This window comes from Streptomyces globisporus (assembly GCF_003501885.1).
Classification (GTDB): Bacteria; Actinomycetota; Actinomycetes; order Streptomycetales; family Streptomycetaceae; genus Streptomyces; species Streptomyces globisporus_D.
Genome location: NZ_QWFA01000162.1, coordinates 1 through 13,839, shown reverse-complemented (window position 1 = coordinate 13,839; position 13,839 = coordinate 1). Strand labels below are relative to the sequence as shown.

At 73.7% G+C, this 13,839-nt stretch carries 10 protein-coding genes; 6 read left to right on the top strand and 4 right to left on the bottom strand.

All coding sequences use genetic code 11. The features are described from left to right. Positions 1-71 precede the first annotated feature (71 nt). The 4 genes from D3105_RS25420 to D3105_RS25405 all read left to right on the top strand — a co-directional run bounded on the left by D3105_RS25420 (position 72) and on the right by D3105_RS25405 (position 5,359). Positions 72-1,460, top strand: coding sequence for an amidohydrolase family protein (locus D3105_RS25420; RefSeq protein ID WP_118905350.1), 1,389 nt, complete (start codon positions 72-74; stop codon positions 1,458-1,460). A gap of 93 nt (positions 1,461-1,553) precedes the next feature. After that, complete coding sequence (locus tag D3105_RS25415) at positions 1,554-2,225, top strand: response regulator transcription factor (RefSeq protein WP_118905349.1); 672 nt, start codon at positions 1,554-1,556, stop codon at positions 2,223-2,225. Then, on the top strand, positions 2,222-3,586 hold the full coding sequence (locus D3105_RS25410; protein ID WP_118905348.1) for a sensor histidine kinase: 1,365 nt from the start codon (positions 2,222-2,224) through the stop codon (positions 3,584-3,586). The genes D3105_RS25415 and D3105_RS25410 overlap by 4 nt, the downstream gene beginning before the upstream one ends. A gap of 99 nt (positions 3,587-3,685) precedes the next feature. Further along, positions 3,686-5,359 (top strand): alpha/beta hydrolase, encoded by a 1,674-nt coding sequence (locus D3105_RS25405; protein ID WP_118905347.1) that lies wholly within the window; start codon positions 3,686-3,688, stop codon positions 5,357-5,359. 21 nt (positions 5,360-5,380) lie between these two features. Here the strand turns inward: D3105_RS25405 and D3105_RS25400 are convergent, their stop codons facing one another. After that, on the bottom strand, positions 5,381-7,216 hold the full coding sequence (locus D3105_RS25400; protein WP_118905346.1) for a protein kinase domain-containing protein: 1,836 nt from the start codon (positions 7,214-7,216) through the stop codon (positions 5,381-5,383). 156 nt (positions 7,217-7,372) lie between these two features. Between D3105_RS25400 and D3105_RS25395 the strand changes: the two genes are divergently transcribed. Beyond that, the gene (locus D3105_RS25395; protein WP_118905345.1) at positions 7,373-8,134 is read left to right on the top strand and encodes an IclR family transcriptional regulator; all 762 of its coding nucleotides are present in this window, start codon (positions 7,373-7,375) and stop codon (positions 8,132-8,134) included. A gap of 49 nt (positions 8,135-8,183) precedes the next feature. On the opposite strand, the gene D3105_RS25390 is transcribed toward D3105_RS25395, so the two are convergent. Beyond that, complete coding sequence (locus D3105_RS25390) at positions 8,184-8,837, bottom strand: DUF1345 domain-containing protein (protein WP_118905344.1); 654 nt, start codon at positions 8,835-8,837, stop codon at positions 8,184-8,186. A 263-nt stretch (positions 8,838-9,100) separates the two neighbouring features. Between D3105_RS25390 and D3105_RS25385 the strand changes: the two genes are divergently transcribed. After that, positions 9,101-11,431 (top strand): FdhF/YdeP family oxidoreductase, encoded by a 2,331-nt coding sequence (locus D3105_RS25385; RefSeq protein ID WP_118905343.1) that lies wholly within the window; start codon positions 9,101-9,103, stop codon positions 11,429-11,431. 18 nt (positions 11,432-11,449) lie between these two features. On the opposite strand, the gene D3105_RS25380 is transcribed toward D3105_RS25385, so the two are convergent. Continuing rightward, positions 11,450-13,075 carry an FUSC family protein gene (locus D3105_RS25380; RefSeq protein WP_240647015.1) on the bottom strand — a complete coding sequence of 542 codons (1,626 nt, stop codon included), beginning with the start codon at positions 13,073-13,075 and terminating at the stop codon, positions 11,450-11,452. Positions 13,076-13,296: 221 nt separating this feature from the next. Beyond that, entirely contained in the window at positions 13,297-13,785 is a 489-nt protein-coding gene (locus D3105_RS25375; RefSeq protein WP_240647014.1) for a molybdenum cofactor biosynthesis protein MoaE, read from the bottom strand. Positions 13,786-13,839: the final 54 nt, after the last annotated feature.

Genomic DNA, 13,839 nt, shown 5'->3' with positions numbered 1-13,839 from the left:
CTCCTCGCCCCCCCCGCTTCTCCCCTCTTCTTCTCCCGCTGCCACCCTTCCCCTCCTCGAAGGAGTTCCTGATGCACGCCGAGTCCACCGCCTCCGCCGGTCTCTCCCGGCGCTCGATGCTGGCCGGGGCCGCCGCCGTCGCGGGCACCGCGGCGACGCTCAGCGCCTCGGCGGCCTCGGAGGCCCAGGCCGCCGAGGCCCTGGCCGCCGGGCCGGCCGCCGCACCCGCCGCCGCCGACCGGATCACCGAGCAGCCCGACCGCACGGGCGGCCACGCCCGCGCCACGGTGTTCAAGAACGTCCGGCCCTACGGCGCGCGGCGCCCCGTCGACCTCACCGTCGTCGACGGCGTCGTCACCGCCGACCCCGCACCGCGCGGCGCGAAGGTCGTCGACTGCAAGGGCCGGATCGCGCTGCCGACCCTGGTCGACGCGCACATCCACCCCGACAAGACGGCCTGGGGCGAGCCCTGGGTGACCCGGAACCCGGCGAGCTCCATCGCCGAGTACACCGAGGAGGACGTGAAGCTGTACCACGCGCTGCGCACGCCGCTGAAGAAGCGCGCGGAGCGCCTGATGGGCCATGCCGTCGCCCAGGGCACCCGGGCGATGCGGGCCCATGTCGACGTCGCTCCCGCATACGACCTGGTGGGCGTCGAGGGCGTCGGATCGGCCCGCAGGGCGCTGCGGCACGCGCTCGACGTGGAGATCGTCGCGTTCCCCCAGCACGGGGTGGTCCGGACGCCGGGAACGAAGGCGCTGCTGGAGGAGGCCGCGCGCACCGGGGCGATCGACCGGGTCGGCGGCATCGACCCGATCGATTTCGACGAGGCGCTCGACGAGCAGCTCGACATCGTCTTCGGCATCGCGGACCGGCACGGCGTGGGCGTCGACATCCATCTGCACGAGCGGGCCGCGACAGGGATGGAGTCCCTGCGCGCGATCATCGACCGCACCAACGCGCTCTCGCTCCAGGGCAAGGTGACGGTCAGTCACGTCTTCTGCGTGCCCGGGCTGCCCGAGCGGGAACTCGACCGTCTCGCGGCCGACCTGGCCGATGCCCGGATCTCGCTGACGACGGTCGCGCCCTCCTCGGACCTGGTGCTGCCGATCGACCGGCTGCGGGAGCACGGAGTGGAGGTGGGCCTCGGCTCCGACGGTGTACGGGACTCCTGGAGCCCCTTCGGCAACGCGGACATGCTGCACCGCTCGCACCTGCTGGCCTGGGTGCGGGACGCCCGCCTCGACGAGGAGCTGGAGGCGGCGTTCCGGGCGGGGGCCGACGGCGGGGCCCGGCTGCTGGGGCTGCCGGAGGCGGACCTGAAGCCGGGGTCGCCGGCCGACTTCCTGCTGGTGCGCGGGGAGTGCCTGCCGCAGGTCGTGGTGGACCTGCCGCGCCGCGAGATGGTGGTGCGCGGCGGGCGGATCGTGGCCCGGGACGGGGAGCTGGTCGGGCACTGACTCGGCGTGCGGCCGGGCCCGGATGTAGGTGGGGCCCGGGCGCTGACCTGCGTCACCGCCGCCGCCCGGCGCGGTTAGGGTGACGGCGTGAGAGTGCTGCTGGTCGAGGACGACGCCAACCTCCGCTTCGGCGTGGCCGCGGCCCTGCGTGCCGCCGGGCTCGCCGTCGACGAGGCGGTCGACCTGCCGCAGGCCGACGAGGCGCTGTTCGTCACCGCGTACGACTGCGTCGTGTTCGACCGGATGCTGCCCGCCGGGGACGCTGTGGAGTACGTGGAGGAGCTCCGGCGCTCCGGGCGGGCGGCACCGGTGCTGTTCCTGACCGCCCGGGACACCGTCGCCGACCGGGTGGAGGGCTTCGCCCGGGGCGGCGACGACTATCTGGTCAAGCCGTTCGCCGTCCCGGAGCTGGTCGCCCGGGTGCGCAGCCTGTGCCGCCGCGCCCCGGCCCTCACGCCGCCGGTGCTGCGGGTAGGCGATCTGGAGATCGACACGGCGCGGCGGCGGGTGCGGCGGGGCGGGGTGCTGCTGACGCTGACCAGCCGGGAGTTCGCGGTGCTGGAGGTGCTGGCCGACCGGGCCGACCAGGCGGTCAGCCGGGCGGAGCTGGTCGAACGCTGCTGGGACGAGATGGCCGAGCACCGGTCCAACGTGCTGGAGGTCCTGGTCTCGCAGCTGCGCCGCAAGCTCGGCGCTCCCCCGCTGCTCCACACCGTGCGCGGCACCGGCTACCGGCTGGCCGTGGCGGCGGACCCGGCCTCGTGACCGGAGCCGTACGCCTGTGGTCGCGGCGCTCCCGCCCCCTCACCCCGACGGCCCGAGTGCGTCGGCTCCGCCGCCGTATCACCCTGCTGTTCGCCCTGACCAGCGCGGTGGGGCTGGTGGCGATGGCCGCCTGGGCGGTACGCGGCGACGACGTTCGCTGGCGCGACCAGCTGGACCGGGCGATGAGCGCGGACACCAACTGGGCGCTCGGCCTGCTGGAGACCGACGAGGACGGGCGGCTGGACGCCGGGGTGCTGCTCGACACGGCCGGGACCGCCTGCCCGCCCCTCCACCTGCTGTCCGTGCCGCCGGACGCCGCGCAGGAAGCACGCCGGATCGCCCCGGCGGACCTGGTCGTGGAGCACACGCCGCGCGGTCCGTGCCTCACCGTCGACGGTCCCGTCGTACGGCGGGCGGCCGCGGCGGCCGTGAACGCCGACGAGGAACGGTCCCTCGACGGCGTCACGACCACGGGTGAACCGGTACGCCTGTTCGCCCTGCCGTTCTACCCGCCCGAGGCCGAGGAGGACGCCCGCCCGCAGGGGGCGCTGGTCACCTTGGCGGACACCGCCGCGCAGCAGGCCGTCCACCGGCGGCTCGCCTGGCGGGTGACCGGCGGCTGCGCCCTGCTGGTGTGTCTGTCGGCGCTGGTCGGGCATCTGCTGTCGGGCCGGGCCGTCCGGCCCGCCCTGGAGGCCCTGGACCGGCAGGAGTCGTTCCTGGCGGACGCCGCGCACGACCTGCGGACCCCCGCCGCCTCGCTGCGGACCCTCGCCGAGACCGCGTTGCGCGGGGACACCGACAGCACCGACGTGCACCGGCGCACGCTGCGGCTGGCCGAGGGGATGGGCTCGCTGGTGGACGGGCTGCTCACCCGGGCCCGGCTGATGTCGGGGACGGCCGTGCTCGCGGTGGAGCCGCTGCGTCTTGACCAGCTGGTGGAAGCGGTGGTGGAGGACGCGCCGACGGGCGGCCACCGGGTGACGGTCGGGGCCAGGGAGGCCGTCGTGGTCGCCGATCCCGACCTCGTACGGCGTGCCGTGGCCAACCTCGTCGGCAACGCGCTCGTCCACGGCCACGCGCCCGGGGCCCCGGCCGAGGTGGAGGTCACGGTCGCCGTCGACGGGGCGTCGACGACCGTCACCGTGGAGGACGCCGGGCCGGGGCTGCCGCCCGAGGTGGTGGGGGCGCTGTTCGACCGGTTCCGGAGCGGATCGCGGTCGACGGGCCTCGGTCTCTCCATCGCCTCGTGGGTCGCGCACGCCCACGGCGGCAGCCTCACGGCCGGACCCGGGCGGCGCGGCGGGGCCCGGTTCGTGCTGCGCCTGCCGAACGGCGAGCGGCCGTCGGCGGACAACTGACGCCTACGACGGTAGGCGTCGGGCCGACTCATCAAACCTTAAGCATCGACCAGGAATGCTGCCGGGGAACCGCACGGCCCAACCCCTGGGAGCAGTCCGTTGAACCACCCCGTCCGCCGCCGCCCCGCCCTCGCCACCGCACTGGCTCTGGCCTGTTCGGCCGTGCTCACCTCCTGCACGGCCGGTCCCGCCACCGGACCGGGGCGGGCCGCGGCCTCCCCCGCGTCGGCCGACCCCGCGTCCCGGCCCGACCTCACGTCCTTCTACAGCCAGCGGCTGCGGTGGTCGGACTGCGACACGGAGGGGTACGCGTGCGCGCGGCTGACCGTTCCCCGGGACTACGACGACCCGGGGAACGGCAAGACCTTCGTTCTGCCGGTGGCGCGTGCGGAGGCCGGGAAGCCGGACCGGCGCATCGGCTCGCTCGTCTACAACCCGGGCGGGCCGGGCGCGGCCGGGGTCCAGTCCCTTGAGGAGGGCATGGACGAGGCGTTCGGCCGGACGGCTCGCGACCGCTTCGACATCGTCGCCTTCGACCCGCGCGGGGTCGGAGCGAGCATCCCTGCCCTGACCTGCACGGCGAGCGACGACGCGCCCGAGGAGATGGAGGAGGCGGAGGCGACGGAGCCGCCCGCGTCGGAAGGCGTCGCGCCGCTCCACCCCCGTACGGAGAAGGAGCGCACCGCCGCCGACGAAGGGGCGCGGGCCGCGGCGGAGGACTGCGAGCGGCACAGCGGCGGTCTCCTGCGGCACGTCGGCACCCGGGACGCGGCCCGCGACCTGGACGTGCTCCGCGCCGCGCTCGGTGAGCGCGAACTGACCTACCTGGGCTGGTCGTACGGGACGAGCCTGGGTACCGCGTACGCCGAACTGTTCCCGCGCCGGGTCCGCGCGATGGTGCTGGACGGGGCGATCGACCCGTCGTTGGACTGGTCGCAGCGGGTGCTCAGCCAGTCGGCCGGGTTCCGGCGGAGCGTCGAGGACTACGCGGACCGCTGCGCGGAGATCGCGGGTGACAGCTGCCCGGCCGACAGCCCCGACGCGATACGCACGCTGATCGAAGGGCTCTACACGCGCGCCGAACGCGAGCCGCTGCCGGTCTCAGAGGCCAGCTCGTACGCGGAGTACGGCGGGATGGACGCGACGGCCGTACTCGACGCGGTGTCGATGGCGATGTACACGCCGGAGGACCAATGGGAGCCGCTGTCCCGGGCGTTGGCGGCGGCGGACGCGGGGGACGCGACCGAACTGGGCGCGCTGGACGAGGAGGAGCCGGCCCCGGCCGAGGAGGACCCCTCTCCGGAGGACACCGAGGAGGACAGTGGCGATGAAGGCAGCCCCGCTGCCGGGGGAACGCCCGCCGACAACGAGGGCGCCGCTCTGACCGCGGTCAACTGCCTGGACGTTCCGCACCCGCGCGACCTGAACGCCTACTGGGACGCCCTGCCGCGCGCGGAGAAGGCCGCCGGGGTCTACGGCACGGCCGGGGTGACCGCCGAACTCACCTGCCGTGGCTGGCCGTCCGGCGGCCGCATGCCGCACCGGGTCGACGCCGACGGGGTGTCACCGGTGCTGGTCGTCGGCACCACCGGTGACCCGTCCACCCCGTACGAGGAGGCGGTGAGTCTCGCGGACCAGTTCCCGGGCGGGATGCTGCTCACGTACGAGGGGGTGGGGCACACGGCGTACGGGCGCGGCGGCGCCTGTGTCACGGAGAAGGTCGACGCCTATCTGGTCGGCCTGAAGCCCGTCCGCCCCGGCGCGACCTGCTGACCGGGGCGAGTTGACTGACCATCAGCTCATCTGCGCTTCCTCGGCGTTGCGCCATACCGTCAGGTCGATGGTGATGTAGGTGCTGGGGTCGTCCGGGCCCGACTTGCCGCGGTAGGTCACCACGGCGATGTGTCCGGCCTTGCTGAGCACACAGATCTGCGATCCGGACGTGAGCTGTTCGAGCTCGATCTTCTCGGTGAAGCGGGTCTCCTGGCGGCAGACCTCCAGCGAGCCCTTCTGCGAGTTCTTGAGCACCACCAGTTTCCCGTTGGCGCTGCCCACCCTCTCGTCGCCGAAGAGGTCGTCCCGGTAGAAGTAGAAGTCCCCCTTGCCGTAGCTGACGCCGCTGCCCTCGTCCTCCACCGGCCGGGGCGGATGATCGGCGAGTTTGAGCGCGTAGTTGGCCGTCACATCGATGCCCTGGTACGAGACCGGCCGCGGGTCGGCGGGCTTGTCCCGAGCCTTGTCCGCGGAACCGCTGCCGCTCGAACCGGCGCCGGCTGACGACGACGTGGCACGGTCGCCCTTGCCGGATGTGTCGGGGTCGTCCGGCAGCAGGCTGCCGATGACCCCGAGGACGACCAGCGCGCCGAAAATCGAAGCGCCGACGACCAGCCCGGGCCGCTTGCGACGCGGCGCGGCGGGCTGGAAACCGGACGAGCCCCAGCCCGGCTGCTGAAAGCCCGGCTGTTGGAAGCCGGAGGGCTGAGGCGGAGGGGTGGGGTGTCCCTGCTGGTAGGCGTGTCGCTGCCACGGGCCGGGCGGCACGCTCCCGGGTACGCCCGGGGCACCGGGCGTACCCGGTCCGGTCTGCGTCGGCGCGGAGGCGACCGCGTAACCGGTCGGGGTGTACGTGGGGCCTCCCGGCGGCGGGGTCGGCGCGTTGCCCGGGGCGAACTCGGTGGGCGTCGGCGCGGCGCTCGGCTGCGGGGGCGGCGTCGGCGCGGGGGCGGGCATCCGCAGCCGCTCGGTGATCGACCCGGCGACCGCCCGCGGGAGCCAGTCCTCGCCCTGGCGCAGCGGCTCGGGCGAGATCTCGTGGCACATGCGGATGATGTCGGCCAGGGCGGGGCGGTCGGTGGGGTCGCGGCTGAGGCAACGGGTGACCAGGGGGCGGAGTTCGTCGGGCAGCCGGCTGAGGTCGGGGTCCTCGTGGACGATCCGGTAGAGCACCGCGTGCGAGGGCCCCTCACCGAACGCGGGCGCGCCGATCGCGGCGTAGGCGGCGATCTGGCCGAGGGCGAAGACGTCGGTGGCCGGGGTGACGGTGCCGGCCGCCGCCTGCTCCGGCGCCATGAACGCCGGGGTGCCGACACTGACACCCGTACCGGTCAGGGCGGTCGTGTCGGCGGCCCGGGCGATGCCGAAGTCGATGACCCGAGGGCCGTCGGCGGCGAGGAGGACGTTCGCGGGCTTCAGGTCGCGGTGGACGATGCCCGCACCGTGGATGCCCCCGAGCGCCTCGGCCACCCCGACCGTCAGCAGCAGCACACTGCGCAACGGCAGTCCGCCGTGCCGGGCCACCGCGTGCGCGAGCGAGGCACCCGGCACATAGGCGGTCGCCAGCCAGGGTTGCGCGCCCTCGGTGTCCGAGTCGATGACCGGCGCGGTGTACAGCCCCTGCACCCGCTGCGCGGACCGCACCTCCTGCTGGAAACGCCGCCGGAACTCCGGGTCCTCGCTGAACTCGGCCCGGATCACCTTGAGCGCCAGGGGCCGACCGCCGGGCGTGTACGAGAGATACACCTTGCCCATGCCGCCCGCGCCCAGCACGGCGGCCAGCCGGTATCCCCCGACCACCGCCGGATCGTCGGCCTTGAGCGGCTGGAACGGATCGGTCGAAGACGCGCTGCTCATCAGAAACCATCCCCCTGGTCACGGCAGTCCGGAGCCCGCACATGCCCCGAAGATCAGACGAGAGCGTAGCGGAATGCCGGGCGGACCATCCGCCGTGCGTGCGTCGGCCGGAGAACCGGCCTTGCCGCACCCCGGCGCCGGGTCCATGCTGGTGCCATGGGTGACCAGGCCGGCCCCGAGCCGACGGTGTCCGTGCGGCAGGACCTCCGGTTGCTGGAGGCCGTCGGCGCACACCCGGACGGCGCCTCCGTACAGCAGCTGGCCCGGGCGGCCGAGCTGCCGGAGCTCACCGCCCGGAGGCTCCTCCACGAGCTCGCCCGGGACGGCTATCTGGACGAGCTGGACGACGGTGCGTTCGCCCTCCACGAGCGTGGCCCCCGGCTATTGACCGCCGACGACGGCCCGACGTCGCAGGAACGCCTCCGCCCCCTGCTGTCCTCGCTGCGCGACAGACTGTCCGCCGCCGTCTACCTGACGCTCTACGACGAGGGCGAGATCCGGGTCCTGGAGATCGTCGACGGCCCGCGGGCCCCCCGCGTGAACGTCTGGGTGAGCTTCCAGGAGGCCGGGCACGCGACCGCGCTCGGCAAGAGCGTGCTGCGCGAGCTGGACCCCGAGGCGCGCGCCAATTACCTCTCCCGGCACGCCCTTGCCGACCTCACCCCCCGCACGATCACGCGCCGGGAGGAGCTGCTGCGGGAGCTCGACGACACCCCCTCGGGCCCGGTATCGATGGACCGCGGGGAGTACTCACGGGGGACGACGTGCGTGGCGGTGCCGGTCTACAGCGGGGACCAGGTCGGTTCGATCGGCATCTCGTTCCGGTCGGACCGGATGTACCGGACCACCGAGGTCAGGGCGCGGTTGCTGGAGTCGGCGCAGCGTGTGACGCGGCGGCTGACGCTCCCCGAGTGCTGATCCGTTCGCCTCGGCCCATCAGCTCGTCGAAGGCTCCGTCGAAAACTCCTCAGCCGGTGACGATGCCGGCGACCAGGTTGATCGTGGTGGCGAGGATGCTGGCGCCGAAGATGTACGACAGCAGGCAGTGGCGGAGGGCGACCGCGCGGATCCTGGAGGTCGAGACGTTGTTGTCGGAGACCTGGTACGTCATGCCGAGGTTGTAGCTGAAGTAGAGGAAGTCGATGTAGCGCGGCGGTTCCTTCGCGTTGAAGTCGATCCCGCCGCCGGGCGTCTGGTGGTAGATGTACGCGTAGCGGGCCGCGTACATCAGATGGAGCGCCGCCCAGGACATGAACACGCCGCCGAGCGCCAGGGCGGCCGCCGCGTGGCTCAGGTCCGAGTCGCCGATCAGCAGCAACAGCACGATGCCGACCAGACCGGACAGCGCGGCCGTGACGACGACGAGCTCCTCGGCGACGGGCCGGAACTCCTCGCGCCGGGCGTTGTCGTGGGTCGCGGCGGCGTCCATCGGCCACAGGACGAGCCATCCCGTGACGACGAAGACGGTCTGGGCCAGGGCGATGCCGACGAGGAAGCCCAGCGGTGTGTTGGTGAGGAGGACGCCGACCAGTACGCCGACGGCGGCTCCGACCAGCGCGGAGCCCGCGAGCCGGGGCACGGCGGGGAGCAGGAACCGACGGTACGTGTTCTTGTCGTGCATGTGGGACCTCACGTGGCTGCCCGAGGGGCCTGAGCCCTGTGCCGCGAGGCGTTCCCCGCAGCCGGGGCCGGTCCATGTCAGCGTATGCGCGAGTGATCCGGCCCGCAGTTCCGGAGCGGTGTCGCAGGCGCTCGGCAGCGGCCTCGGAGCCGACTGGCAGCCGGGAAACCCCGGGCATAGCCTGCCGGAAGGACCCGTTACGCCCCCCATGTCCATCGACCCGCCGTACGCGCCGTATCCGCAGGTGAAAGGGTGGAAGTGCCGTGAGCACCGACAAGGACGTCAGCACCGGCAAGGAAGCGCAGGAGCCCTTGGAGCCCCGGGTCGGTCCCGTCCCCGAGGGCGATCCGCAGTTCCGGCCCTACCACCATCCCGCCGCGGGGTGGGGGGCGGCGAAGAGCGTGACCCGCTTCCTGGTGGAGGAACGCGCACTGGTGGACGGCCCCCGCGCGATCATGCGGATGAACCACGAGAACGGCGGCTTCGACTGCCCCGGGTGCGCGTGGCCGGACGACACCAAGGGCCTGCACCTGGACATCTGCGAGAACGGCATCAAGCACGTCACCTGGGAGATGACGCCCAAGCGCGTCGGGCGCGAGTTCTTCGCCGCGCACTCGGTGACCGAGCTGTACGGGTGGAGCGACTACGACCTGGAGAACCAGGGCCGGCTGACCGAGCCGATGGTGTACGACGCCGAGTCCGACCACTACGTGCCGATCAGCTGGAAGGACGCGTTCGAGCTGGTCGGAGCCGCCCTGCGCGGGCTCGACAGCCCGAACCGGGCGGCGTACTACACCTCCGGCCGGCTCGGCAACGAGGCCACCTTCCTCTACCAGCTGATGGCCCGCGAGCTGGGCACGAACAATCTGCCGGACTGCTCCAACATGTGCCACGAGGCCAGCGGGCGGGCCCTCCAGGCCTCCCTGGGCACAGGAAAGGGCACGGTCGACCTCAAGGACTGGGAGTCCGCGGACGCCCTGTTCATCCTGGGCGTCAACGCCGCGTCGAACGCGCCCCGGATGCTGACCGCCCTCGCCGAGGCCGACCGTCGCGGCGCGCAGATCGTGCACGTCAACCCGTTGGTCGAGGCGGCGGCCACCCGCACCATCGTTCCGCACGACTTCACGGACATGGCGCTGTTCAAGGCCACGAAGACCAGCACGCTCAACCTCCAGCCCCGCATCGGCGGCGACATGGCGCTGCTGCGCGGCATGGCCAAGGCGGTCCTGGAGAAGTCGACGAGCGACCCCAGGGCCCTGGACCGTACCTTCATCGACCGTCACACCACCGGCTTCGAGGAGTACCGGGCGCTGTGCGAGGCCACTCCCTGGGAGGAGCTGGAGCACCAGTCCGGGCTGAGCCGCGCCGACATCCTCAAGGCGGCGCAGGTGTACGAGGAGGCCGACCGCTCCATCGTCAGCTGGTGCCTGGGCCTCACCCAGCACGAGCACGGCGTCGACACCGTCCGCGAGATCGTCAACCTCCTGCTGCTGCGCGGCAATCTCGGCCGGGAGGGCGCGGGCCCCTCCCCCGTGCGCGGGCACAGCAACGTCCAGGGCAACCGCACCTGCGGCATCGACCACCGCCCGAGCGAGGAGTTCCTGGACCGGCTCGCCGAGACCTGCGGGATCGACCCGCCGCGCGAACACGGCCTGGACACCGTGGGAACGATCCAGGCGATGCAGGAGGGTGAGGTGAAGGTGTTCGTCGGGATGGGCGGCAACTTCGCGCTCGCCGCGCCCGACACCCCGGCCACGTACGCGGCGCTGCGCTCCTGCGACCTCACCGTCCAGGTGAGCACCAAGCTCAACCGCAGCCATGTCGTCCACGGCCGCGCGGCCCTGATCCTGCCGTGCCTCGGCCGCACCGAGAAGGACCACCAGCGGGGCGGCGTCCAGAGCACCTCGGTCGAGGACTCGATGAGCATGGTCCACATGTCCGTCGGGATGAAACGCCCCGCCTCCCCGCACCTGCTGTCCGAGCCGGCCATCGTCGCCGGAATGGCGCGCGCCGCCCTGCCGGACAGCGAGACCCCCTGGGACTGGTACATCGAGGACTACGACCGGATCCGGGACACGATGGCCGAGGCCCTGGACGGCTTCGAGGACTTCAACCGCCGGGTCCGGCTGCCCCTCGGCTTCCGGATCAAGCAGCCCGCCCGCGAGCTGGTCTTCCTGACCCCGTCGGGGCGGGCCGAGTTCTCCGCGGCCCCGCTGCCCGACGTGGTGCCCGAGCCCGGCACGCTGGCGCTCGGCACGATGCGGTCGCACGACCAGTGGAACACCACCATCTACTCCGACAACGACCGCTACCGGGGCATCAAGAACCTGCGCACGCTGATCTTCATGAACCGGGCCGACATGCGCGAGCGCGGGATCGCCGACATGGGTCCTGTCGACATCACGAGCACGGCGAAGGACGGCAGCCGGCGGTTCCTGAACGGCTACACGGCGGTTCCGTACGACATTCCGCGCGGCTGTGCGGCCGGCTACATGCCGGAGATGAACGTGCTGTGCGCCCTGGGCGACTACAGCACCCAGAGCGACCAGCCGATCATGAAGCACGTCAAGATCACGGTGGTGCCGGGCGCCTGAGCAGTCGCCGTCCCGCTCTCACCCCGGCCGGGCGAACCGTTCCAGGAGCAGGTAGGCCCGCCGTTCCGCGGCGGCGAGTTCGGTGGGGTCGATCTCCGCCGGCCAGAGCTCGCCCGCCGCCGCGTCATCGGCCGCGCGCAACTCCACCACAGCCGAGGCAAGTTGCTCCTGGGCGGCAGGGAAGGACGCCACCGCACCCTCGGCCAGGGCGCGTTCGGCGCGCCCCGAGGCCGACCGGCACGCGGCCAGGGCGCGCCGTGCCCGTACGGCGGCCCGGTCGTGGACCACCGACAGCGCGCAGACCAGCGCGATACCGACCCCGAGCAGGCTGCTCAGCGCCCGGTCCTTGACGAGGTCCCCGGCGGGCGAGGGCGCGGCGAGGTCGGTGAGCAGCAGCGCCAGCGGTGTGAGGAAGACGACGCCGAGGCCGTAGTTGCGGGCGACGACGTACTCCAGCAGGAACTCCATCACCACGATCACCAGGACGAGGACCACCGGTTCGGGGCGCGCGGCCAGCACCGCGAGCGCGAGCAGCAGCCCCGCCATCGTGCCCAGGGTGCGCTGCGCGGCCCGCTGCGCCGCCGTCCGTACGTTGACCGAGTGCAGGACCGCCGCGGCGGAGATCGCCGCCCAGTAGCCATGGCCGAGCCCGAGGGGCAGCGCCGCCGCTCCGGCGAGTCCGGTACCGAGGAGCATGCGGAACGCGGGCACGGTCAGGACCGCCGTACGGGCGGCGCTTCCGTGGCCCCGCCCCGTCACCAGCTCCGAGGCGCGTGCCTCGGCGGCGCGCAGGCCGGCCCGGGCGGCGGGGTCCGGACCGGCCGGGGACGGGGCGGTGAGGGAGCCGACGGTCCGGGACAGGGCCGCCAGCTCGGGGACCATCCGGGGCAGGCGCCGGCGGCGGCCGACCAGGATCCCGGCCTGACGGCGCAGGCTCCGGGCCGGGCCGTGGGGGTCGTCGGGCGCGCGGCGCGCCGCGACGACGAGCAGCGCCCACGCCAGGTCGGTGAGCCGGAGGCACGTATCGCCCCGGCCGTCCCGTTCCGCCCCGGTGGGCGGCTGGACCCCGAGGGTGCGGTACGCCTGGAGCACGGCGGCCGTCGCCCGGTGCCGTACGAGCCCCCGGCCGCCCCCTGTCCCCGCCGCCTCCCACAGGTCCGCCAGCTCGCGCAGGGCGGCGGCCACGGCGAGCCGCTGGGGGCGGTCCGGGTGCACGAACCACCCGAGCACGGCGAGCAGCCAGGCCACGGCCGCGCCCGTGGCGGCCAGGGCCGTCTGCACCGTGATGTCGGAGGGGTCGGTCGAGCCGTAGGCCGCCACGGCGAAGGCGAAGAGCAGCAGCACCGCGCCGAGGCCGCTGAGCCGGGCCGCGTCACAGGCGAACTTCGCGGCGGCGGCCACGAGGGCCATCGCCGCGACCGCCACCGCGGCGCCCGCTCCCCCGCCCCTCGGCTGCGCCCACACGGCGAGGGCCGAACCGCAGCCCACGCACGCGGTCATCGCCACCGCGACGACGGCGAGGACACGGGCCCTTCTCACGTAGGGCAGATTGCGGCCGAAGGTGGTGATGAAGGAACCGAGCATCGTGTACACGGCGAGATCGGCCCGGCCCGCCAGGGCCAACGGCAGGGCGGGCACCGCCATGGCGAGCGCGGCGCGCAGCGCGAAGGAGACCGCGCCGTCGACGCTCTGCAGGGCCAGTGCGCCCCGGGGCGAGAGCGCCCGCCCCACCCCGGTGACCAGGGCCCGCCGCCGGCCGGCCCCACCCGACCGGTCGGAGGCATTGGGCCCACCCGCCCCGCTGGACGCACCGCCGGTCGCGCCGCCGTCGGGCGTACCCGGGCCGTTCGGCTCCCCCCGGTCGCTCAGCACGCGCCGACCCACTCCTCGTCGCCGTCCGCGAAGGTCTGGTGCTTCCAGACCGGGACCTCGCGCTTGAGGTCCTCGACCAGACGCTCGCAGGCGGCGAACGCCTCCGCACGGTGAGCGCAGGAGATGGCTGCGACGACCGCGATCTCGCCCACGGCCAGCCGGCCGGTGCGATGGACGGCGGCCAGCGCCCGGACCGGGAAGTCGGCCGCGACCTTCTCCGCCACCCGGCGCAGTTCGGCCCCGGCTCCGGGGTGCGCGCTGTAGTCCAGGAGGGTCACCGGCCGACCGCCGTCGTGGTCGCGCACCCTGCCGACGAAGAGGGCGGTGCCACCGGCGGCGTCGTCGCCGACCGCGGCGTACACCTCGTCGAGGGAGAGCGGGCTGTCCCGCACGGCGAGCAGCCGGATCGGATCACCGCCCGGAGCGTCGCCGGAGGGCCCGGCGGCCTCGATGTCGTCGGAGGCGTCGCGTAGATGCGTCATGGTCGGGTCCTCAGCGTGGGGGGGGGCGATCGGGGCCAGGGGACGGTCAGGGCC

Coding starts and splice junctions, on each gene's coding strand:
- D3105_RS25400 (WP_118905346.1), bottom strand. CDS start 7,216: ATGAGCAGCGCGTCTTCGACCGATCCGTTCCAGCCGCTCAAGGCCGAC.
- D3105_RS25395 (WP_118905345.1), top strand. CDS start 7,373: ATGGGTGACCAGGCCGGCCCCGAGCCGACGGTGTCCGTGCGGCAGGAC.
- D3105_RS25420 (WP_118905350.1), top strand. CDS start 72: ATGCACGCCGAGTCCACCGCCTCCGCCGGTCTCTCCCGGCGCTCGATG.
- D3105_RS25375 (WP_240647014.1), bottom strand. CDS start 13,785: ATGACGCATCTACGCGACGCCTCCGACGACATCGAGGCCGCCGGGCCC.
- D3105_RS25380 (WP_240647015.1), bottom strand. CDS start 13,075: ATGGCGGTGCCCGCCCTGCCGTTGGCCCTGGCGGGCCGGGCCGATCTC.
- D3105_RS25390 (WP_118905344.1), bottom strand. CDS start 8,837: ATGCACGACAAGAACACGTACCGTCGGTTCCTGCTCCCCGCCGTGCCC.